Origin of the sequence: Pseudomonas sp. JDS08PS003 (assembly GCF_045013505.1) — a bacterium.
GTDB classification, from domain to species: Bacteria; Pseudomonadota; Gammaproteobacteria; order Pseudomonadales; family Pseudomonadaceae; genus Aquipseudomonas; species Aquipseudomonas protegens_B.
Window position 1 is genome coordinate 2071521 of sequence record NZ_CP120724.1, and the last position, 22444, is coordinate 2093964.

Below are 22444 nucleotides of genomic sequence, written 5' to 3' on the forward strand. Positions count from 1 at the left end.
CCACAGCCATCTGATTGGAGTTTGATGACCATGAGTGTGGAAACTCAAAAGGAAACCCTGGGCTTCCAGACCGAGGTGAAGCAACTGCTGCACCTCATGATCCATTCGCTGTATTCCAACAAGGAAATCTTCCTTCGCGAATTGATCTCGAACGCCTCTGACGCCGTCGACAAATTGCGCTTCGAAGCCCTGTCCAAGCCTGAGTTGCTGGAAGGTGGCGCCGAACTGAAAATCCGTGTGAGCTTCGACAAGGACGCGAAAACCGTCACCCTCGAAGACAACGGTATCGGCATGAGCCGTGAAGATGTGATCACCCACCTGGGGACCATCGCCAAGTCCGGCACCGCCGATTTCATGAAGAACCTCACCGGTGACCAGAAGAAGGACTCGCACCTGATCGGTCAGTTCGGCGTGGGTTTCTACTCCGCGTTCATCGTTGCCGACCAGGTTGAAGTGTTCAGCCGTCGTGCCGGTCTGCCCGCCAGCGAAGGCGTGCACTGGTCGTCCAAGGGCGAAGGCGAGTTCGAAGTTGCGACCATCGACAAGGCCGAGCGCGGTACCCGCATCGTTCTGCACCTGAAGTCCGGTGAGGACGAGTTCGCCGATGGCTGGCGCCTGCGCAACATCATCAAGAAGTATTCCGACCACATCGCGCTGCCGATCGAGCTGCCCAAAGAAGCCGCTGCCGCTGAAGGCGAAGAGAAACCTGCGCTGGAGTGGGAAACCGTCAACCGCGCCAGTGCCCTGTGGACCCGTCCGCGTACCGAGATCAAGGACGAGGAATACCAGGAGTTCTACAAGCACATCGCCCATGACTTCGAGAACCCGCTGAGCTGGAGCCACAACAAGGTTGAAGGCAAGCTTGAATACAGCTCGCTGCTCTATGTTCCGGCGCGCGCACCATTCGACTTGTACCAGCGCGAAGCGCCGAAGGGCCTCAAGCTCTACGTGCAGCGCGTATTCGTCATGGATCAGGCTGAGTCGTTCCTGCCGCTGTACCTGCGTTTCATCAAAGGCGTGGTGGACTCCAACGACCTGTCGCTGAACGTCTCGCGGGAAATTCTGCAGAAAGATCCGATCATCGATTCGATGAAATCGGCACTGACCAAGCGCGTCCTCGACATGTTGGAAAAACTGGCGAAGAACGAGCCTGAGCAATACAAGGGCTTCTGGAAGAACTTCGGCCAGGTGATGAAGGAAGGCCCGGCCGAAGACTTCGCCAACAAGGAGAAGATCGCCGGTCTGTTGCGCTTTGCCTCCACCCAGGGCGACGACGGCGAGCAGAATGTGTCCCTGGCCGACTACCTGGCTCGTGCCAAGGAAGGTCAGGACAAGATCTACTTCCTCACCGGCGAATCCTACGCCCAGGTGAAGAACAGTCCGCATCTGGAGGTCTTCCGCAAGAAAGGCATCGAAGTGCTGCTGCTCACCGACCGTATCGACGAGTGGCTGATGAGCTACCTCAACGAATTCGACGGCAAGAGCTTTGTCGACGTGGCGCGTGGTGATCTGGACCTGGGCAATCTGGACTCGGAAGAGGACAAGAAGGCTGCCGAGGAAGTTGCCAAGACCAAGGAAGGCCTGGTTGAGCGGATCAAGACCGCCCTGGGCGAGAGCGTCAGTGAAGTACGGGTTTCCCACCGCCTGACCGATTCGCCGGCGATCCTGGCCATCGGCGAGCAGGACCTGGGGCTGCAAATGCGCCAGATCCTTGAAGCCAGCGGGCAGAAGGTTCCGGACTCCAAGCCGATCTTCGAATTCAACCCGAGCCATCCGCTGATCGAGAAACTCGACGGCGAGCAGAGCGAGGAGCGGTTTGGCGACCTGTCGCACATCCTCTTCGATCAGGCGGCCCTGGCGGCCGGTGACAGCTTGAAAGACCCGGCGGCCTATGTGCGCCGACTGAACAAGCTGCTGGTTGAACTGTCGGTTTAACCACGTTGCAAGAAAAACCCGCTTCGGCGGGTTTTTTCATTCTGGTGTCCCCCTACTGGAGAAGATGAGTCATGAGTCAAATCACAGTGCGTTCCGTGGTCTATCAGATCGATGGCCAGCCCTATGAAGGTCGACTGGCCTTCGATGCCGCCCACCAGGGCGCTCGTCCGGGGTTGCTGATGGCGCCTAACTGGATGGGTGTCAGCGCCGGTGCGCAGAAGATCGCCGAGGCGGTGGCGGCCAAGGGCTACGTGGTACTGATTGCTGATCTGTATGGGCAGGCGGTACGTCCCAGCGACGCCAACCAGGCCGGTGCAGCGATGATGCCTCTCAAGGATGACCGGGCGTTGTTGCGCAAGCGCATGCAAGCGGCGTTCAGCGCCTTGCAGAGCCAGACCGAGGCTGCCGTGGACAGCTCGAAGCTGGCCACCTTCGGTTTCTGCTTTGGCGGCTGCTGCGCCCTGGAGCTGGCCCGCAGCGGTGCGCCGGTGAAAGCTGCGGCCTCCTTCCACGGCACTCTGGACACCCCCAACCCTGCTGACGCGAAGAACATCAAGGGCTCGGTGCTGGTTTTGCATGGCGCGGCTGATCCTTTGGTCGCCAAGGAGCAACTGCCGGCCTTCGAGGCGGAAATGGATGCGGCGGGTGTGGACTGGCAACTGGTCAGCTATGGCGGTGCGGTGCACTCCTTCACCGATACCCACGCCAATGTACCGGGCAAGATGATGTACGACGCCAAGACCTCGGCGCGGGCCTTCGCCACCATGCATTACCTGCTGGACGAAGTCTTTAGCGGCTGACCCACCGACCCTGATCCCGTAGGAGCTGGCTTGCCAGCGAAGGCGTCAGTGAGAGCAACGCCAGACTCACAGGCCTGTTCGTCGGCAAGCCGGCCCCTACCGATCAGTGGCGAGCGGGTGGCAATTCGATGCGCTCGCTTTCTCCCGGCACCTGGGGCCAATCCCCGGCGGCCCAGCGTTGGCGAGCTTCATCGATACGTGCCGGATCGCTGGCGACGAAGTTCCAGTTGATCCGCCGTGGCCCGTCCAGGGGCGCGCCACCGATCAGTACCGCGTGACAGTCGCTCTCGGCGAACAGGGTCACGCTTTCTCCCTCCGGCAACACCACCAGCGAGTGCGCGCTGATCGCTTCTCCATCCAGTTGTGCCTCGCCGTCCAGTACATACAGGGCGCGTTGTTGATGCTCGGTAGGGATCAGCAGGCTGGTAGCGGTCTGCAAATGCAGTTCGGCGTACAGGGTGGGAGAGAGCACCGGCACCTGGGACTCCAGGCAGAAACCCGTTCCGGCAATCATGCGGATTGTCACCCCGAGGTTGGCGCTCACCGGCAGCGTAGCGGCCGGGTGGTGGCTGTAATGCCCCGGGCCTTGCTCGTGCTCCTTGGGCGAGGCCAGCCAGACCTGCAATCCATGCATCTCGAAATCCTCGGCCAGCAAGGCCTCGGGGGTGCGCTCGACATGGGCGATGGCGCTGCCGGCCGTCATCCAGCTGACGTCTCCGGCCTGGACAATCTGATCCGAGCCCAGGCTGTCCTTGTGCTGGATCTGTCCGCTGAACAGGTAGGTCAGGGTCGAGAGGCCGATATGCGGATGCTGGCGGATGTTCATGCCTTTGCCGGCGGGGTAGGGCGTGGCCAGCATATGGTCGAAGAACACGAAGGGCCCGACGCTGCGGCACTGCGCCGAAGGCAGGGGGCGGAGGATGGGCTGGCCTTCAACGTCCTCGATACGGGGACGGATCACGAGGGGAGAATTCATGGCGGATACCAGGCTGATCGGGTTATGCCCGGGAGCATAACCCGCTTGTGCCAGTCTTGCCGCTACTGGCTGAAGGCGCCTTCGGAGAGGTGAGTCTCGATGCTGACTTCACTGGTGGTCATCAGTTTGTGGATCGGGCAACGGTCGGCCACCCGGTGCAGCTCATCGCGCTGGGCGTCAGTGAGCACGCCCTTGAGGGTCAGTTTTACATGCAGGGCGTATTTGCCTTGCTGCTCCTGGCTGTTGTCGTGCTTGAGCTCCACCGTGACTCCGGTGAGCGGGATGTTTTTTTTCTGCGCGTAAAGCTTCAGGGTCAGGGCCTTGCAGGCACCCAGAGCGGCATCGAAGTAGTCGTGGGGCTCTGGTGCAGTGCCTTCGCCCCCGGCGTACTGGGGCAGGTCGGTGAACAACTGATGGTCATCCACTTGGATGCTGTGGCGGAAACCTTCGCTGGACTCGGTATTGACGGTAATGGTCATGGCAAACCTCAGGCAGTGATGAATATCGGATCAGGCTGTAAAGGTGCTGAAGTTATAGAGCATGGGAAGGCACAGGCGTTCCCCTTTTTCTGAACCTGCTGCCTGGGCGCAGGGTCTACCCGGCTTCAACCCTTCGGAGACGCTGTGGTGCACTGGAATCATTTATACGGAACGTGCCTTGGGGTGTTGCTGATGCAACTGCCCTGTGGGGCGGCCCAGGCACGGGATTACCGCTACAGCGATGCTCACATGCATTACGTGGACTTCTTCCAGGAAACCGCGGGCATGGATGCGTTGCTCAAGGCCATGGCTGACAACCGTATCGAACAGGTCATGATTTCCGGCATTCCGGTAGCCAAGAAATGGCACGAGGATGAACCCAAGCGTCCACGTTATTACGCCGGTGACGATGCTGATGCCTATTGGTACAGCGCCACCGATGTGCTGGTGGCGGCTGCGGTGAAGCAACTGTCCCCTGAGCAGCGTCAGCGTTTTCATCCCTTCCTGTCCGGTTTCAATCCCAATGACAAGAACTCTGCGGCGCATATCCAACGCATGCTCGACCTTGATCCGGGCCTGTGGCAGGGCATCGGTGAAGTCTTCACCCGCCATGACGACCTCACGGCTTTGACTGCCGGTGACACGCCACGGGCCAACAACGAGGCGATGACCAAGATCTATCACCTGGCGGCGGAGAACGATCTACCGGTCATGCTGCATTCCAACATCACCTCCAAGCGCGAACGCAACCCGCTGTACCTGGCAGAAATCGAAGAGCCGTTGCGCAACCATCCTCATACGCGCTTCATCTGGGCCCATGCCGGCACTAGCGCCGAGATCCATCGTCATCAGGTGCGCCTGGAGTTTCTGTTGCCCACCCTGGCGCGGCTGCTGGACAGCTACCCGAATCTCTACATAGACCTGTCCTGGAGCTTGCTCACGCCCTATCTGCTGGATGAGCAGGGCGAGCCCCGCCAGGAGTGGCTGCAGCTGGTGGAGCGCTTCCCGGAGCGCTTCATGCTGGGGTCGGATGTGGTGGGACGGTTCAACAAGCTGGGGCGGGAGCTGCACAGCTTCGATGTCTTCCTCGATGCCTTGCCCGAGGATGTGGCGCGTCAGGTGGCCCATGACAACTTCCTCGCGATCCTCCCCGCCCGCCACCGCAGGTAGGCGCCTCGCCCTGGTCGCAGACTGTCATCAGCCTGTCACGCCTGCTTCATAAGCTCGCGCCATCTCAATCAAGGAGCGCGATATGCACTTCACTCGTACCAGCGCCCTGGCGGCGCTGATGATTTTCAGTGGCCTGGCCAGTGCCGAAGTTCGTCTGGAAGGCCCTGTGGAATATGGCCTGTTCGAAGGGCCCAAGGCCGAGCTGCAGTCGGGGGAACGGGTGCTGCGCCGCAGCAACGAGAAGATCCAGCCAACCTCGGTGGTGCCCGCCAAGCTGGGGACCAAATTCGGCATGCGCTACCAACTGCTGGGCAAGGTGGCCGAGGATCAGCCCCTGACTCTGCTCTACCTGACTCCGGGTATCCGTACCCCGGACGGTGCGCGCCATGACAAGTTCGAGATCACCCAGAAGCTGGTGCCCAATGCGCCTCAGGATGTGATGGCCTACGAATTCACGGAGAGCCACGAAGTGGTGCCCGGCGAATGGCACTTCATGGTCTTCCAGGGTGACCGTTTGTTGGCAGAACAGCGATTTTCTGTGCGCTGAATCGTTTTACGTCCAGGTATTGGAGTGCTAGGGCGTTTTGATATCACGTTTTTGTCTTACGCAATTTTCCAACGGCCCGATACCGTCTAAGAGCACCCTGCTGCAAGTTCTTGCAGCGCTCTAGGAAGGAGCCAGAGGAATGAGCCTCAGAAGTCTCAATATCGCGCCGCGCGCAAGCCTGGGTTTCGGCTTGCTGGCGCTAATGGTGTTTGCTCTCGGGGCATTCGCCCTGATGCAGATGGCCAATATGCGTCAGCAGTCCGATGAGGTGGAAAGCAATTGGCTGCCCAGCGTCATTTCGGTCGGTGACATGAGTCAGGACCTGCTGCGCATCCGCGCCCTGACCCTGCGTCTGCTGATCAATCGCGATCCGCAGGCGATTGCCCAGAACGAAAACAAGATCAACGACATCAAGACTGGCTTGGGGGCTGCCCAGGGCCGCTATGAGTCATTGATCGTGCTGCCCCAGGAGCGGGTCCTGTTCGATCGTTTCAAGGTCATTGAGAAGCAGTACCTGCAGCGCCAGGCCCAGGTCATGGCCTTTTCCAGCCAGAACCAGCTGGAAGAGGCGGTCAAGGTGGTCAATGGCGAAATGAACCAATTGGCCGACGAAATGGCGGCGACCCTGCATGACCTGATCGAGTTGAACAAGCAGAGCGCGACCCAAGCCACGGACCTGGCCCAGGCCGTGTTCAGCAAGTCACGGGTCTGGGTGGTGGGCATGATCGTGTTGGCGGCGCTGGTCACCATTGGCCTGGCATTGTTGCTGACCCGCAGTATCGTCCTGCCCCTGGCCCAGTCCCTGAGTGTCGCCGAGGTGGTGGCCGGCGGTGACCTGACGGGGGATATCACGGTGGTTGGCAAGGATGAGCCGGCACGCCTGCTGCAAGCGCTCAAGGCCATGCAGCACAGTCTGCGGGAAACCATCCGGCGCATTTCCGATTCTTCCAGCCAGTTGGCCTCCGCCTCGGAAGAGCTCAGTTGCGTGACCGAGGATGCGACCCGGGGCCTGCATCAGCAGAGCCTGGAAATCGAGCAGGCGGCCACCGCGGTGAATCAGATGACCGCCGCGGTGGAGGAGGTGGCCAGCAATGCTGTGGCCACGTCCGAAGCCTCTCGGGAGTCGGACCGGATCGCCCAGCATGGGCGTGAGCAGGTGCATCAGACGGTGCTGTCCATCGAGTTGCTGGCCGAGGATGTGACGACCAATGCCAGTCAGGTGGAAGACCTGGCACAGAAGGTCTATGGCATCAGCAAGGTGCTGGATGTGATTCGCTCCATCGCCGAGCAGACCAACCTGCTGGCACTGAACGCGGCCATCGAGGCTGCGCGAGCCGGGGATGCCGGGCGCGGGTTTGCCGTGGTGGCGGATGAAGTGCGGGCCCTGGCCCATCGGACCCAGCAGTCGACCCAGGAAATCGAGCAGATGATCGGTGGTATTCAGCAAGGCACCGACCAGGCAGTCAGTTCCATGCAGCACAGCAACAGCCGGGCCCGCTCGACCCTGGAAGTGGCCAAGGCGGCGGGGCAGGCGCTGGAGGAAATCGCTTCGGCCTTCACCCTGATCAACGAGCGCAATATCGTGATTGCCAGTGCCTCGGAGCAGCAGGCAGCGGTGGCGCGGGAGGTGGATCGCAATCTGATGAACATCCGTGATCTGGCGCTGCAGACCTCGGCGGGGGCCAACCAGACCAGCGCCGCCAGTCAGGAGCTGTCGCGGCTGGCGGTGGATCTGAACACCATGGTGGCGCGCTTTTCGGTGTGAGGTTGTTTGGCCGGCGATCCGCTTCATACAGGTGGCGTAGGAGGCGGCTTGCCAGTGAGCTCCAGGCGAAAAAAAGCCCCGAACCAGTCGGGGCCTTTTTCATTCGGCGCAGCCGCGGGGCTTACTTGCCCTGCCAGCGTTTCAGCACCAGGGTGGCGTTGGTGCCACCGAAGCCGAAGCTGTTGCTCATCACGGTGTTGATGGTGGCATCTTCGCGAGTCTTGGTCAGGATCGGCATGTCGGCCACTTCCGGATCCAGCTCGTCGATGTTGGCCGAACCGGCCATGAAGTTGCCTTCCATCATCAGCATGCAGTAGATCGCTTCGTGAACGCCGGCGGCGCCCAGGGAGTGACCCGACAGGCTCTTGGTGGAACTGATGGCCGGGGCCTTGTCGCCGAACACTTCACGCACGCCCTTCATCTCGGCAACGTCGCCGACCGGAGTCGAAGTGCCGTGGGTGTTCAGGTAGTCGATCGGTGCGTCGACGGTGGACATGGCCATTTCCATGCAGCGGATTGCGCCTTCGCCGCTTGGAGCCACCATGTCGTAGCCATCGGAAGTGGCGCCGTAGCCGACGATTTCCGCGTAGATCTTGGCGCCACGGGCCAGAGCGTGTTCCAGTTCCTCGACCACCACCATGCCGCCACCGCCGGCAATGACGAAACCGTCACGCTTGGCGTCGTAGGCGCGGGAGGCCTTTTCCGGGGTTTCGTTGTACTGGGTGGACAGGGCGCCCATGGCATCGAACAGGAACGACTGGGTCCAATGCTCTTCTTCACCGCCACCGGCGAAGACGATGTCCTGCTTGCCCATCTGGATCTGTTCCATGGCGGTACCGATGCAGTGAGCACTGGTGGCGCAGGCAGAGGCGATGGAGTAGTTCAGGCCCTTGATCTTGAACGGTGTGGCCAGGCAGGCGGAAACGGTGCTGCTCATGGTCCGCGTTACACGGTATGGGCCAACGCGCTTGACGCCTTTCTCGCGCAGGATGTCCAGCGCTTCCATCTGGTTCAGGGTCGAAGCGCCGCCGGAGCCGGCGATCAGGCCGGTGCGGGGGTTGGACACTTGCTCTTCGCTCAGACCGGAGTCGGCGATGGCGTCTTTCATGGCCAGGTAGGCGTAAGCCGCCGCATGGCCGACGAAGCGATAGATCTTGCGATCGATCAGCTCTTCAAGGTTCAGGTCAATGGAGCCGGAAACCTGGCTACGCAGACCCATTTCGGCATATTCCGGGTTGAAGCGGATGCCAGGGCGACTTGCACGCAGGTTAGCGGAGACGGTCTCTTTGTCATTGCCCAGGCACGAAACAATGCCCAGACCAGTGATAACGACGCGGCGCATGCGGATAACCCTTAGAAGTTGTCAGTTGAGGTAAACACGCCGACCCGAAGGCCTTCGGCGGTATAGATTTCGCGGCCGTCAACGCTGACCGAACCATCGGCGATGGCCATGTTCAGCTTGCCCTTGAGCACGCGCTTGATGTGAATGTTATAGGTGACTTTTTTCGCGGTCGGCAGTACCTGGCCGAAGAATTTCACTTCCCCCGAACCCAGGGCGCGGCCGCGGCCCGGCAGGCCTTGCCAGCCGAGGAAGAAACCGACCAGCTGCCACATGGCATCCAGGCCCAGGCAGCCCGGCATCACCGGATCGCCTTCGAAGTGGCAAGCGAAGAACCACAGGTCTGGAGTGATATCCAGCTCAGCGACCAATTCACCTTTACCGTACTTGCCACCCTCTTCGCTGATATGGGTGATGCGATCCACCATCAGCATGTTGGGGGCGGGCAGTTGCGCGTTACCTGGGCCGAACAGCTCACCGCGACTGCAGCGCAGCAGGTCTTCCCGAGTAAAGGCGTTTTGTTTGGTCATGCGAGCTCCTCAATAGTCCCGTGCGGCAGGGTTGGGCAATCTTCCCGGCCGATCGAAGCGTTCATGCCTCGAGCCGGCAGCCTACTCATAGACTATTGCGTTGTAGTGAAAGTCACAGCGCAAAGGGCATGAATGTACACTTGTGCACTGAAATTTTTTTTGAGGGCCTTTTCGGGGCCCCGTCGGGTGCCTAAGACTGCCGCACTTTCGCCCATCACGCCAGTCGCACCTGTTCGAAAATAGCCTGTTACTGCACCCAACGTTGGAGAATTTGCTGCAGATCCGCCCGCTTGAACGGCTTGGCCAGGTAGTCGTTCATGCCCGCCGCCAGGCAGGCTTCGCGGTCGCCCTGCAAGGCGTTGGCGGTCAGGGCGATGATCGGCAAATCAGCGCAGCCGGGCAGTTGGCGGATCTGCCGGGTGGCTTCGTAGCCGTCGACCAGTGGCAGTCGGCAGTCCATCAGAATGGCCTCGAAAATCAGGCTTTCGGCGCTGCGTACCGCCTGGGCACCGTCAGTGACGATGCTCACGGTGAAGCCCAGGCTGCGCAACATGGCCTGGATCACGGTCTGGTTCACCGGGTTGTCCTCCACCAGCAGCACGTTGCGGCCTTCGCCCTGGTGAGCGGCCGTATTCACTCGCGGCGCCAGCACCGGCAGGCTTTGCTGAAACAGCGCCAAGGGGATTTCCAGAGTGAACACCGAGCCCTGGCCTTCTTCGCTTTGGGCGCGCAGGGTGCCGCCCATGCGTTCGGCCAGCGTGCGGGCGATCGGCAAGCCGAGGCCCGTGCCGCCGTAGCGCCGGGAAATCGAACTGTCGGCTTGCTGGAATGCATCGAACATCAGTTCCAGGCTGGCCGGGCTGATGCCGATCCCGCTGTCGCGCACCGAGCAGGTGAACCACAGGAGTTCGTGATCCAGGGCCTGCCACTGTGGCTCGATGGTGACGTTGCCTTGTTCGGTGAATTTCAGCGCGTTGCCGATCAGGTTGACCAGAATCTGGCGGATTCGCGTGGGGTCGCCCTTGACCTGCAGCGATTCCATGCCCGGCGGTAGCCGCAGTTGCAGGTCCAGGCCTCGTTGCAATGCGCTGTGCTGGAAGGCCTGGGCCGAGCTGCTGATCAACTCGGCAAGGTTGAACGGAATGTGCTCCAGCTCCAGGGCCGAGCGCTCGATGCGCGAGAAGTCGAGGATGTCATTGATCACCTTCAGCAGGTGCTCGGTGGATTCCGAGGCCAATGCCGCGTACTCGCTCTGCTCCTGGGTCATCTCGGTGGTTTCCAGCAATTGCAGCATCCCCAGCACGCCGTTCATCGGGGTACGCAGCTCATGGCTCATCATCGCCAGGAAGTCGGATTTGGCCTTGTTCGCTCGCTCTGCATCTTCCCGGGTCTGAATCAGTTGTGACATTGCCTGTTGCTGCTCACGGCTGGCCAGTTCCAGGCCGGCGGCGAGGTTGTTGATATGTCGCGCCAGATTGCCCAGCTCGCCGTCGTCGACAATCGGCAGCGGTGTCTTGAAGTCGCCTTCCTGAATCGCCTTCACCGCGTGGCCCATGGCGCTGATGGGTTGCGCCAGGCCGGCCGCCAGGCGTCGAGCCAGGAAGAAGGTGAACAGCAAGGCGAACAGAGCGAGAATCCCGGCCTTGAGGAGGATTTCCTGCTGACGCTGGCTGAAGGCGTCATTGGACATGCCAACAATGACCCGCCCCAGGTAACCGTCACCCTGGGGGCTCAGGCTGGCGGGATCATTCTGCAGAAAATCGTTGTGCACCTGGATGCGCTGCAAGCGTATCGGCGCCTGGAATACCTTGATCTGTTGGGCGTGGTTGTGACTGGCGGACGGCTGCTCGACATACACCAGGATGTTGTTGGCGCTGTCCTGGACCTCCAGAAAGTGCACATGGGGCGTGGCCAGGGTGGCTTGCAACAGGCTTTCCAGGCCTTCGTTGTTGCCGGAGATCACCCCGTACTCGGTGGCCGGGGCCAACTGGTTGGCTATCAGTTGGCCGGTATGGTTCAGCTCCTGGCGCAGATCCTGGAGACGCACGAAGGTGAAGAAGCTGATCAGCAACAGGGTCAGGAGCAGGGCCGGGCCCAGGCTGATGAGCTGAGTGCGGGTCTGGATATCCCACCGGCGACGCAATGTCATGGGTGTTTCTCTCCTTCACTCAACTGGTGCGCGACGGCTTGCGGGTCGATTTCTTCGATGCCCAGGGAGCGTGCCACCTGTGGATTGCTCAGTACTTTGAAGGCAGCCGGGTACAGCTCCCTGGGCCAGCGGGCCGGTGCTTGATCCAGCAGGCTGTCCAGGGTCTGCAGCCAGTCCTGCTGATCGCTGTAGGTGCTGGCCAGGCTGCCGGCCCTGACGAAACCGGCATTGGGCCCGATCAGTGCCTGCTGCCGGGCGTAGCTGCTCAGCAGCAGGTTCTTCACGGTTTTCGGGTTGTACAGCTTGGGGTCGTCCAGGCCCAGCAGCACCTCGCTGTTGCGCAGCAGGTTCTGCAGCGGGCGGCTGTCATTAATGCTGTCCCAGGGTTCGGCGACGATTTCCATTGCCATGGATTGCGCTGCGCTGCGCAGTTCCTTGAGCAGAAACTGGCTGTCCTCGCTGTACAGCACGCCGACCCGGCGTACCTGGGGCAAGACCTTGTGGATCAACCGCAGTTGGCGGCTCAGGGGCGGGTCGCTCCAGAGCAGGCTGAGTTTGGGGTGAGGCGCGCCTTGCAGGCGCTGCTGGGCTTGCAGGCGGCTGATCCGCAGGACCAGGGTGGCCGGCCCTTGCGGGTCTTGCAGGCGCCAATCGAGGCTTTGCGGATCCAGCAGGATCAGGCGCGTGGCTGCGGGCAGTTGGCTCGGTGCCGGCAGTTGTGCCAAGGGCACGAAGCGCACCTGGTCCTGAGGACGCTGAGTGGCCAGTTCTTCGGTGAAGGTACGCACACTGTCGCTGTCTTCACTGGCGGTCAGCAACACGTCGGCTGCCCGCAGCGGAGTCGCCAGCAGCAGGCCCAGCACGATCAGGCAGAGACCGAGGCAGCGATGAACGCCCAGGGCCTTCCAGGGCCCACGCCGACCCATGCTAGAACTCCAGCTCGGCACTGAGGTAGGCCACGTGCCGTGAGTCGTAGAGATTGTCGGCGAAGGTGGTGGGCTCATGGTCAAGCCGCTGTTGCAGCGTGCCTGCCAGTTCCAGGCTGGCCTTGCCCAGGACCAGGCGTTTGGCGATGCGGGCGTCGATGCGCTGGAAGCGGTAGCCGTTGAGGGCGTTGTCACCATAGTAGAAGAGGGCGCTGGACCAGCCCTGGCCCCAATTGCGCAGCCAGCCGGCAGAACCGCTGTTGCTGGCGGTCAGGTGCTGGTCCAGGCGATTGCTGGCTTGCGCATGGACATAGGCGTAGGTCAGGCGCAGGCGGTCGGCGCGGCTCAGTTGCCAGTCCAGCTGGCTCTCGGTGCCGGAGAAGCGCGACGAGTTGTTGTTGCTGGCGATGTACTGGTTGTTGCGCAGCGGTTCGCTGATCATTCCGGTGATTTCGTCGTAGAACAGCTTGAGGTCCAGATTCAGTGCCTGGTCGATGAAATAGCCGTTGTAGCCCAGCTCTCGAGAGCGCATGTGCTCCTGGTCAAGATTGCCGGGACCACGGGTCCTGACGAAGTACTGGGCGCTGTTCTGGCCGTAGACCGGAGCGCTCAGACCGGTGACCCGGTAACTCCAGTTGACGTTGTTCTCGAACATGTCCGCAGAGCGGATGGCTTCCGAATACACCGCGCGCAGCCCGTGGCGCGGATTGATCAGGTAGTTGACGGCGATCCGTGGCGTCAGCGAGTTGCCGGTCAGTTGGGTGTCTTCGTACATAGCCCCGCCCTGGATCAGCCAGTGTTCGCTGGCCCGCCACTCCAACTGGCCGAACAGGCGCCAGGTGGTGTCGTCGAGGGTGCCGTTGAAGTAGGTTTCGGAGTCGGCCCGGTCGTAACGATAGTTCATGCCGCTGACCAGCCGCAGGTTATCGCTGAGGCTCAGGGTGTCCTGCAACTCCAGGTCGTAGCGAGTTTCCCGGGCGCTCTGGTCGATATTGCCGCAGACGGTATTCTTGCCGCCGGCGTTCCACTGGGTGAGGACCTGCTGGGCTATGGCCTGCTCGGCTGGAGATCCCGGGGGCGGGGCACCGGCATCGCTGAAACCTTTGATGCCGCGCGCCAGGCGCTCTGCGTAATTGGGGTTGAGTTGCCACAGGCGCGTCAGTTCGGGGCTGAAGGAAATGGCCGCATCACAGGCCCGCCAGGTCTGCTGGCGATCCCAGTGCTGTGCCGAGCCCTGGACATAAAGGCTGTGCTGCGCATTGAACTCCAGGTTCCAGCGCAGTGACCCGGCGTAGTCCTTGGCCACCACGTCGGAGTTGTTGCCCTGTTGGGACACGCCATAGAACACCGGCTTGTAGGTATAGGGCCGCTGGTTGGTACCTTCCTTGGCATTCAATTGCCAATCGATGCTTTGTTGTTCATTGAGCATCTGACTCACCGACAGGCTGACGCGATTCAAGCGCCTGCTGTCGCGGTAGTCCGAACCATCGAGGCGGCTGTCGAAGCCATCATCTTCCTGCCCCGACAACGACAGCCGCAGGTCGCCGCTTTCCCAGCCGGTGCCCTGGCTGGCGTACCAGTCGTTGATGCCGCGCTGGCCCCGAGTCACCTTGAAGCGAGTGCCGTGGCTGTTGGCGGGTGAGCGGGTAATGATGTTGACCACCGCCATCAGCGCGTTGGCGCCGTAGCTGACGGTGTTGGGGCCACGAAACACTTCGATGCGCTCGATGTCCTCCATGGCCACCGGGATATCGCTCCAGTCCACCGTGGCCAGGCCCGCGCGATACACCGAGCGTCCGTCGATCAGCACCTGCATGCGTCGGGCTTCGCTGGCATTGGTACCGTGGTAGTTGATGGTGGCCTGGTTGCCGCTGATGGCGCCGACCATCATGCCCGGCACCAGGCGCAGCAGTTCGCTGATATCCCGGGCGCCGCTGGCCTTGATCAGTTCATTGTCGAGCACGGTCATGCTGCCGGGGACCGCAGCAGGGGATTGTTTCAGGCGGGTGGCGGTCAAGACTTGCGGCAGGGCGGAACCGTCGAGAAACAGATCGTCGGCCAGCACCGAGTGGCCGAACAGCATGCCCAGCAGCAGTGACAGACGAAGAGGTGAGGGGCCAACGGACACGGCACAGCCTTGAATCTTGAAAGATGGCGCGCATGTTAACCGAGACAGTCGAGTTTTCCAGTCGATAAGCCCGACATTCCCCGAATGACTCCACCCGTTCCCGACAGATCGCCTGAATGGCTGCTGGGGCTGGTGGTGGGAAAACCGCCCCGTATAATGCGCCATCGCCACTGCTATGGATAAACGGATTGCATATGACACAACAGCGCCCTATTGCGGTCCTGGGAGGCGGAAGTTTTGGTACCGCCGTGGCCAATCTGCTGGCCGAGAACGGTCATCCGGTGCGGCAGTGGATGCGTGATCCCGAACAGGCTGAGGCCATTCGGGTCAATCGCGAGAATCCGCGCTATCTCAAGGGCATCAAGATTCATCCGGCGGTGGAGCCGGTCACCGACCTGCTGGCCACCCTGAATGACAGTGACCTGTGCTTTGTCGCCTTGCCTTCCAGCGCCCTGCGCTCGGTACTGGCGCCCCACGCGCAACTGTTGAGCGGCAAGATGCTGGTCAGCCTGACCAAGGGCATCGAGGCCCAGACCTTCAAGCTGATGAGCGAGATTCTCGAGGATATCGCCCCGCAAGCGCGGATCGGCGTGCTCTCCGGGCCCAATCTGGCCCGTGAAGTGGCCGAACACGCCCTGACCGCTACCGTGGTTGCCAGCGAAGACGAAGAACTGTGCCAGCGGGTCCAGGCCGCACTGCATGGCCGGACTTTTCGCGTCTATGCCAGTGCCGACCGCTTTGGCGTGGAGCTGGGCGGGGCACTGAAGAACGTCTATGCAATCATCGCCGGCATGGCGGTGGCCCTGGGCATGGGGGAAAACACCAAGAGCATGCTGATTACCCGCGCGCTGGCGGAAATGACCCGCTTTGCCGTGAGTCAGGGCGCCAATCCCATGACCTTTCTCGGTCTGGCCGGTGTCGGTGACCTGATCGTCACCTGTTCCTCGCCCAAGAGCCGCAACTATCAGGTGGGCTTTGCCCTGGGCCAGGGCCTGAGCCTGGAAGAGGCGGTGACCCGCCTGGGCGAAGTGGCGGAGGGCGTCAACACCCTCAAGGTGCTCAAGGTCAAGGCCCAGGAGCTGGGGGTCTACATGCCGCTGGTAGCCGGGCTGCACGCGATTCTGTTCGAAGGGCGTACGCTGAATCAGGTGATCGAGCTCTTGATGCGCGGCGAGCCGAAAACCGACGTCGATTTTATCTCCACCAGCGGATTCAACTGAGTAGCACAGGAGCCAGACATGAACGATACGAATTCCGAAGCCAAATACGAATCCATCCTCCTGCGCGTGCTGTGGATGCTGGTGTTCGTGATGGTGTGGCAGGTGGCGCAGTTTCTCCTGGGTGCCCTGGTCCTGGTGCAGCTTGTTTATCGGTTGATCTATGGCGCACCCAATGCCGGCCTGATGAATTTCGGTGACAGCCTGAGCCAGTTCCTGGCTCAGATCGGCCGTTTCGGCAGTTTCCATACCGAGCAGAAGCCCTGGCCGTTCTCGGATTGGCCAACCCCACGGGCACCTGAAGGGGAGGCTCCCCATAGCGTGCCGCCAGCACCCCATCCGGTGCGCGATGAGGAGCCCAAGCTGTGAAACTGTGGGTCCTGCGCCATGGTCAGGCCGAATCCCACGCGCCCACCGATGCTCAGCGCAATCTCACCGCCCACGGCCGTGAGGAAGTGCTGGGCAGCGCCGCGCACCTGATTGGCCAGCCCATCAGCGCAATCATCGCCAGCCCTTATGTGCGAGCCCAGCAAACTGCCCAGCTGGTACGCGAGGCGCTGGGGTTCGAAGGAGAGGTCCGCACCGTGTCCTGGCTGACGCCGGAGGCCAATCCGCTGCAGGTGCTGCAGCAACTGGACAGTGCGGACAATTTGCTGCTGGTCAGCCATCAGCCCCTGGTGGGTAGCCTGATCGGCCTGTTGCAGCATGGCCATCTGCGTGATCCCCAGCCCATGAACACCGCCAGCCTGGCGGAGCTGGAGGGCGACTGGCCTCTGGCGGGACTGATGACCCTCAACGGCGTCAAGCACCCTTGATGCGGGCGGCGGCCGGGAATCCTCCGGCCGCCATTACCTTTTGCACCCGGTCGGTATCGGGTCGTGATCCGCTACATTTCTTAACTTGCAGCGCTCCTTTGTGCGTGGAATAGTCAGCCAAGCAAGTGCTTGGTTGGTATCACGAACAGAATAAAAACAAAGGAGCGAGTCATGTCTGCTGCTTTCAGTTTGCCGCTGCAAGTGTTCTACGAGCGCGAAGCTCGTCATCCCCACCAACGTTTCCTGGTTCAGCCCAGCGCCGGAGGACAGGTGCAGGCGTTGAGCTGGTTCGACGTCGGCCAACAGGCCCGTCGTGCCGCCCAGTGGCTGCGGGAGCGGCAGCTGGCTCCTGGCAGCCACATTGCAATCATCGGCAAGAACTCCGCCCACTGGATCATCAGCGACCTGGCGATCTGGATGGCCGGGCATGTGTCGGTGCCGCTGTATCCCAACCTCACAGCCGATTCGGTGGCCCAGGTACTGGAGCATTCCGAGTCGGCCCTGGCATTCATCGGCAAGCTTGATGACTGGCCGGGCATGGCCCCGGGGGTCAAGCCCGGGTTGCCCACCATCCGTCTGCCGCTGGGCCCCGAGGGGCATTTCGATTTCGACTGGGATCAGGTGCAGCGTTGCCAACCACAGGCGGACAGCCCTTGCCCGTCTGCGGATCAACTGGCCACCATCATCTACACCTCCGGTACCACCGGCATGCCCAAGGGCGTGATGCACAGTTTCGGCAACCTGGGCTTTGCCGCCAGCCACGGCGTCGGGCTTTTCGGCCTGGGCCCCGAGGATCGGTTGCTGTCCTACCTGCCGTTGTGTCATGTGGCCGAACGCATGTTCGTCGAGATGGCGGCGATCTACACCGGGCAGACTGTGTTCTTTGCCGAAAGTCTCGATACTTTCCTGGTTGACCTGCAACGGGCCCGGCCCACTGCGCTATTTGGCGTGCCGCGGATCTGGACCAAGTTCCAGATGGGGGTCTACAGCAAGGTGCCGGCCAAACGCCTGGATTTTCTTCTGGGCCTGCCTTTCATCGGCAGGCACGTCGGTCACAAGGTGCTGGCCGGATTGGGACTCGATGCATTGCGTCTGGCCTTGTCGGGGGCCGCGCCGGTCCCCCAGACCCTGTTGCACTGGTATCGCCGTCTGGGCCTGGATGTGCTGGAGGTCTACGGCATGACCGAAAGCTGCGGTTATTCCCATATCGGGCGATCCGGGGAGCATGTTCCGGGCTGGATCGGCCGGCCTTGTCCTGAGGTCGAAGTCCGTATCGATGAGGCGGGGGAGGTCCAGGTGCGCAGCGGGGCCACCATGCTGGGGTATTACAAGGACCCGCAGAAAACGGCGGAAACCATCACCGAGGATGGTTTTTTGCGCACGGGTGACAAGGGCGAGCAGGATGCCGCCGGCAATTTGCGCCTGACTGGCCGGCTCAAGGAAATCTTCAAGACCAGCAAGGGCAAGTATGTGGCCCCGGCCCCCATCGAGAATCGCCTGGCGGTGCATGCCCATATCGAGCAGGTGTGCGTGGTGGGTGATGGCTTGAGCGCGCCGCTGGGGCTGTGCGTGCTTTCAGCGGCCGGCTTGCAGGCTGCTGGTGGCAGCTCCCGGGAAGGGTTGCACAACAGCCTGGAAAGCCTCCTGGCCCAGGTCAACGGCAGCTTGGACAAGCACGAGCGTTTGCATCGGCTGGTGGTGGTTAAGGACAACTGGGCCGTGGAGAACGGCTTTCTGACCCCGACCCTGAAGATCAAGCGCAATGTGATCGAAGCCACCTATGGCGGGAGTTTTCAAACCTGGAGCGAGCGTAGCGAAGCCGTGCTGTGGCAGGATTGATCGACAAGAACAACCCGAAAGAAGGAAGCGGCGATGAGTCTGTGGCGTACCACTCCGAACATTGAACAACTGAACGCAATCCAGAAGAACACCATCGGCGAAGTGCTGGATATTCGCTTTGAGTCCTACGACGAGGAGTCGTTGACGGCGAGCATGGTCATCGACCATCGCACCCACCAGCCCTATGGCCTGTTGCATGGCGGCGCGTCGGTGGTGCTGGCGGAAAGCGTCGGCTCCATGGCCAGTTATTTGTGCATCGATGCCAGCCAGTTCTATTGCGTGGGCCTGGAGATCAACGCCAACCATCTGCGGGGCTTGCGCAGCGGCCGGGTGACAGCGGTGGCCAGGGCCATTCATATCGGGCGCACTACCCACGTCTGGGACATCCGCTTGAGCAGTGATGAAGGCAAGGCCAGTTGCGTCTCGCGCCTGACCATGGCGGTGGTGCCGCTGGGGCAGAAGCCGCCTGCGCCTTGAGACGACGGGCCATAGGCTGAGCCTGGGTGTCAGCATTCCTGTCCGTTACGGTCATTGCCCTGGCGCAGGGCCTTGCGGACAATCGTTGTTGGTTTGGTGGATGGATGAGTCGGTATGTCGCAACAGGTGTTTTTCGCTCACGCCAATGGGTTTCCCTCTGGGACTTACGGCAAGTTGTTCGCTGCCTTGGCGCCTGAATTCCAGGTCAGCCACTTGCAGCAGCATGCCCATGACCCGCGCTTTCCAGTGGACGACAACTGGCGCAGCCTGGTGGACGAATTGATTCACCACCTGCAACAGCAGGCCCAGCCGGTATGGGGCGTCGGACATTCGTTGGGCGGGGTGTTGCACTTGCATGCGGCCTTGCGTTGTCCGGAGCTGTATCGGGGCGTGGTCATGCTCGACTCCCCGGTGCTGACCCGGGCCGATCAATGGGTGATCCGCGCCGCCAAGCGTTTTGGTTTCATCGACCGCTTGACTCCCGCCGGGCGCACCCTGGGACGTCGCGAGGAGTTTGCCGATATCGAAGCGGCCCGCAGCTACTTCTCGCGCAAGACCCTGTTTCGCGCTTTCGACCCGGACTGTCTGGACGCGTACTTGCAGCATGGCCTGCAGCAAGTGGGCGACCGGCTGCGGTTGCGCTTCGATCCGGCTACCGAGATCAGCATCTATCGCGGTGTGCCCCACACCAGCCCCGGCAGCGCCCGCCAGCTAAAGGTGCCTCTGGCGGTGGTGCGGGGGCAGCAGAGCCGGGTGGTGATGCGTCATCACACCAGTGCGGTGGGGCGCATGCCCCATGGTGAGTCGCTGACCATGCCCGGCGGCCACATGTTTCCCCTTGAACGGCCCGATGCCACGGCGGCCTTGCTCAAGGAACTGTTCAGCCGCTGGGACGATCGCCAGCAACGGAGTTGTGCATGAGCCATACCGTCGAGGAAGTGCGCCTGAGTCTGCCCCACATCGAGCTGGCGGCTCATCTGTTCGGCCCCGAAGACGGTTTGCCGGTCATCGCCCTGCACGGCTGGCTGGACAACGCCAACAGCTTTGCCCGGCTGGCGCCCAAGCTCAAGGGGCTGCGTATCGTTGCCCTGGACCTGGCCGGCCATGGTCATTCAGGGCATCGCCCCCTGGGGGCCGGCTACGCCTTGTGGGACTACGTGTACGACGTGCTGCAAGTCGCCGAACAGTTGGGTTGGAAGCGTTTCGCCCTGATGGGCCATTCCCTGGGGGCGATCGTATCCCTGGTGCTGACGGCCGCGCTGCCGGAACGGGTCAGCCACCTGGCTTTGATCGACGGGGTCATTCCACCAACCGCCAAGGGTGAGGACGCCGCCGAACGCCTGGGCATGGCCCTGCAGGCGCAAATCCACCTGCAGGACAAGCGCAAGCCGGTCTACAGCACCCTGGAGCGGGCCATCGAGGCGCGGATGAAGGGGCTGGTGGCGGTCAGCCGCGAGGCTGCCGAACTGCTGGCCCAGCGTGGCCTGATGCCGGTGCCTGGCGGCTACACCTGGCGCAGTGACAGTCGCCTGACCCTGGCCTCGCCGCTGCGCCTGACCGAAGAGCAGGCCATGTCCTTCGTCCAGCGTGTCAGTTGTCCAACCCAGCTGGTGGTAGCGGCCGATGGCATGCTGGCCAGGCACGAAGCGCTGTTGCAGCGTCTACCCTTTAGCCGTGAACAGCTGCCAGGCGGGCACCATCTGCATCTCAATGATGAGACCGGTGCCCGCTTTGTCGCAGACTGTTTCAATCGGTTTTTCGCCGTTCCTTGACTTGACGGGGGCAACTGTCGAGGCTGGGCGGGTTGAAATGGGAGACAACCATGATAGATCTGTACACCGCTGCGACCCCCAATGGTCACAAGGTTTCCATCCTGCTTGAAGAACTCGGGCTGCCCTATGAAGTGCATGCCTTGAGTTTCGACAAGAGGGAGCAAAAAGCCCCAGCGTTCCTGAAGATCAATCCCAATGGGCGTATTCCGGCCATCGTCGACCGCGACAATGGTGATTTTCCGGTATTTGAATCCGGCGCGATCCTGGTGTACCTGGCCGAACGCAGTGGCCAGTTGCTGCCCACCGACCCCAAGGGCCGCTCCATCGTCATGCAGTGGCTGATGTTCCAGATGGGCGGGGTGGGTCCCATGCAGGGCCAGGCCAACGTGTTCTTCCGCTACTTCCCGGAAAAGCTCCAGGGCGCCATCGACCGCTATCAGCATGAAACCCGACGCCTGTACGAGGTGCTCGATACTCGTCTGCAACAGGTCGACTATCTGGCCGGGGACTACAGCATTGCCGATATCGCCACCTTCCCTTGGGTGCGCGGTCATGAATGGTCCGGAGTCTCGGTGCAGGGATTGCCGGCCCTGCAACGCTGGATGGCGGCCCTGGAGGCCCGGCCTGCGGTCCAGCGCGGCTTGCAGGTTCCGCAACGCAGTGACGACGCCAGCGTCGTCAAAGGTGCCCAGGCCATGCTTATCCGATGAGAGTGTTCATGCGTTCAATCAGTGTTCCGGGCTTGGCCTTGTTAAGCTCGCTGGCGTTTGCCGCCGATCTGCCGGGCAGTCATGACCTGCCTTTGGTTCCCCGTCTGACCGACGCACAAATCGTCGACTACCGCCCCGAAGTGGAGCAGGAGCGCGTCTACCCTTTGGGGTCAGTCCGCAGGATCAGCGGCCAGCTGCGTTTTGACGGACAGGTCAATGCCCGGGGCAAGCTCACCGCCATTACCTACCAATTGCCTGCCGAGCGCAGCTCCAACGAGGCCTTCACCCTGGCCCGGGAGGCGCTGCAGAAGCAGGGGGCCGAGCTGTTGTTCTGGTGCCAGGCCCGGGATTGCGGCGAGAGCAGCCTGTGGGCCAATGACGTGTTCGGCAACGCCAAGCTGTATGGCGCCGATGAGCAGCAGGCCTATCTGCTGTTGCGGCTGGCGGCGCCCCAGGACAACACCCTGGTGGCCTTGTACAGCATCACCCGGGGTAATCGCCGGGCCTACCTCCATGTGGAGCAGTTCGATGCTGGAGCGCCTCTGGGCGACTTGCTGCCCACCTCGGCGACCCTGTTACGGCAGTTGAAGGACACGGGAAAACTGGATCTGCCAAAACTGACGGACCCCCAGCCCGTCTGGCTCAACCTGCTCTCCCGTGGCTTGAATCTGGACACCACGATGCGGGTCAGCCTGTCCGGCAAACAGGCTGAAGCCTGGCGCCAGGCCCTGATCGGCCAGGGCGTGCTGGCCGCGCGCATGGAGACCGGCGACACCGAAGTGGCCGGCCTGCACTTCGAACGGCTGCGTTAAGCTGTTTCAGGCGGCCCGCACTCGCGGGTTCGCCTACTCTTCTCTGATTCTTCTTGCG

General features: G+C 61.9%; 21 protein-coding genes and 1 pseudogene. 15 read left to right on the forward strand and 7 right to left on the reverse strand.

The window, feature by feature from the left end; translation table 11 throughout:
* Positions 1-30: 30 nt before the first annotated feature.
* Positions 31-1935, forward strand: a complete 1905-nt coding sequence (gene htpG, locus P7C00_RS09440; protein WP_346631941.1) for a molecular chaperone HtpG — start codon at positions 31-33, stop codon at positions 1933-1935.
* Positions 1936-2006: 71 nt separating this feature from the next.
* Positions 2007-2735, forward strand: coding sequence for a dienelactone hydrolase family protein (locus P7C00_RS09445; protein WP_346631940.1), 729 nt, complete (start codon positions 2007-2009; stop codon positions 2733-2735).
* A 103-nt stretch (positions 2736-2838) separates the two neighbouring features.
* On the opposite strand, the gene P7C00_RS09450 is transcribed toward P7C00_RS09445, so the two are convergent.
* Both P7C00_RS09450 and P7C00_RS09455 read right to left on the reverse strand, forming a co-directional pair.
* Positions 2839-3711: a pirin family protein gene (locus P7C00_RS09450; protein ID WP_404938746.1), complete on the reverse strand. Its 873-nt coding sequence runs from the start codon at positions 3709-3711 to the stop codon at positions 2839-2841.
* A gap of 62 nt (positions 3712-3773) precedes the next feature.
* Positions 3774-4190, reverse strand: a complete 417-nt coding sequence (locus tag P7C00_RS09455; RefSeq protein WP_346631938.1) for an OsmC family protein — start codon at positions 4188-4190, stop codon at positions 3774-3776.
* 192 nt (positions 4191-4382) lie between these two features.
* Between P7C00_RS09455 and P7C00_RS09460 the strand changes: the two genes are divergently transcribed.
* The 4 genes and pseudogenes from P7C00_RS09460 (at position 4383) to P7C00_RS09475 (ending at position 7672) form a co-directional block, all read left to right on the forward strand.
* The gene (locus P7C00_RS09460) at positions 4383-5360 is read left to right on the forward strand and encodes an amidohydrolase family protein (protein WP_404938748.1); all 978 of its coding nucleotides are present in this window, start codon (positions 4383-4385) and stop codon (positions 5358-5360) included.
* 82 nt (positions 5361-5442) lie between these two features.
* Positions 5443-5907, forward strand: coding sequence for a DUF3859 domain-containing protein (locus P7C00_RS09465; protein WP_346631936.1), 465 nt, complete (start codon positions 5443-5445; stop codon positions 5905-5907).
* 139 nt (positions 5908-6046) lie between these two features.
* Positions 6047-6817, forward strand: a pseudogene (locus P7C00_RS09470) (MCP four helix bundle domain-containing protein); the annotation flags it as partial.
* Positions 6809-7672 (forward strand): methyl-accepting chemotaxis protein, encoded by an 864-nt coding sequence (locus tag P7C00_RS09475; RefSeq protein WP_372342471.1) that lies wholly within the window; start codon positions 6809-6811, stop codon positions 7670-7672. The pseudogene P7C00_RS09470 and the gene P7C00_RS09475, both read left to right, overlap by 9 nt.
* Positions 7673-7793: 121 nt before the next feature.
* On the opposite strand, the gene fabB is transcribed toward P7C00_RS09475, so the two are convergent.
* The 5 genes from fabB to P7C00_RS09500 all read right to left on the reverse strand — a co-directional run bounded on the left by fabB (position 7794) and on the right by P7C00_RS09500 (position 14744).
* Positions 7794-9014 carry a beta-ketoacyl-ACP synthase I gene (gene fabB, locus P7C00_RS09480; RefSeq protein ID WP_123723831.1) on the reverse strand — a complete coding sequence of 407 codons (1221 nt, stop codon included), beginning with the start codon at positions 9012-9014 and terminating at the stop codon, positions 7794-7796.
* Positions 9015-9025: 11 nt separating this feature from the next.
* Positions 9026-9541: a 3-hydroxyacyl-[acyl-carrier-protein] dehydratase FabA gene (fabA, locus tag P7C00_RS09485; RefSeq protein ID WP_011060067.1), complete on the reverse strand. Its 516-nt coding sequence runs from the start codon at positions 9539-9541 to the stop codon at positions 9026-9028.
* Positions 9542-9788: 247 nt separating this feature from the next.
* Complete coding sequence (locus tag P7C00_RS09490; RefSeq protein WP_346631934.1) at positions 9789-11690, reverse strand: ATP-binding protein; 1902 nt, start codon at positions 11688-11690, stop codon at positions 9789-9791.
* Complete coding sequence (locus tag P7C00_RS09495) at positions 11687-12616, reverse strand: ABC transporter substrate-binding protein (RefSeq protein WP_404938750.1); 930 nt, start codon at positions 12614-12616, stop codon at positions 11687-11689. The genes P7C00_RS09490 and P7C00_RS09495 overlap by 4 nt, the downstream gene beginning before the upstream one ends.
* A 1-nt stretch (position 12617) precedes the next feature.
* On the reverse strand, positions 12618-14744 hold the full coding sequence (locus P7C00_RS09500; RefSeq protein ID WP_404938752.1) for a TonB-dependent receptor plug domain-containing protein: 2127 nt from the start codon (positions 14742-14744) through the stop codon (positions 12618-12620).
* Between the two features lie 194 nt (positions 14745-14938).
* Here P7C00_RS09500 and P7C00_RS09505 point away from each other — a divergent pair, with 194 nt between their 5' ends.
* The 9 genes from P7C00_RS09505 (at position 14939) to P7C00_RS09545 (ending at position 22386) form a co-directional block, all read left to right on the forward strand.
* Entirely contained in the window at positions 14939-15964 is a 1026-nt protein-coding gene (locus P7C00_RS09505; RefSeq protein WP_123723827.1) for an NAD(P)H-dependent glycerol-3-phosphate dehydrogenase, read from the forward strand.
* 18 nt (positions 15965-15982) lie between these two features.
* Positions 15983-16330 (forward strand): DUF4389 domain-containing protein, encoded by a 348-nt coding sequence (locus P7C00_RS09510; protein ID WP_102863952.1) that lies wholly within the window; start codon positions 15983-15985, stop codon positions 16328-16330.
* Positions 16327-16776 carry a phosphohistidine phosphatase SixA gene (gene sixA, locus P7C00_RS09515; protein WP_346631931.1) on the forward strand — a complete coding sequence of 150 codons (450 nt, stop codon included), beginning with the start codon at positions 16327-16329 and terminating at the stop codon, positions 16774-16776. Before P7C00_RS09510 ends, sixA begins: the two co-directional genes overlap by 4 nt.
* 171 nt (positions 16777-16947) lie before the next feature.
* Positions 16948-18615, forward strand: a complete 1668-nt coding sequence (locus tag P7C00_RS09520; protein WP_404938754.1) for an AMP-binding protein — start codon at positions 16948-16950, stop codon at positions 18613-18615.
* A 33-nt stretch (positions 18616-18648) separates the two neighbouring features.
* On the forward strand, positions 18649-19092 hold the full coding sequence (locus P7C00_RS09525; protein WP_123723823.1) for a hotdog fold thioesterase: 444 nt from the start codon (positions 18649-18651) through the stop codon (positions 19090-19092).
* Between the two features lie 114 nt (positions 19093-19206).
* Complete coding sequence (locus tag P7C00_RS09530; protein ID WP_346631929.1) at positions 19207-20013, forward strand: alpha/beta hydrolase; 807 nt, start codon at positions 19207-19209, stop codon at positions 20011-20013.
* On the forward strand, positions 20010-20864 hold the full coding sequence (locus P7C00_RS09535; RefSeq protein WP_404938756.1) for an alpha/beta hydrolase: 855 nt from the start codon (positions 20010-20012) through the stop codon (positions 20862-20864). Before P7C00_RS09530 ends, P7C00_RS09535 begins: the two co-directional genes overlap by 4 nt.
* A 50-nt stretch (positions 20865-20914) precedes the next feature.
* A complete protein-coding gene (locus P7C00_RS09540) occupies positions 20915-21574 on the forward strand; it encodes a glutathione S-transferase N-terminal domain-containing protein (protein WP_346631927.1) in 660 nt (219 codons plus the stop codon).
* An 8-nt stretch (positions 21575-21582) separates the two neighbouring features.
* Positions 21583-22386: a DUF4892 domain-containing protein gene (locus P7C00_RS09545; protein WP_404938758.1), complete on the forward strand. Its 804-nt coding sequence runs from the start codon at positions 21583-21585 to the stop codon at positions 22384-22386.
* The last annotated feature ends 58 nt before the right edge of the window (positions 22387-22444 follow it).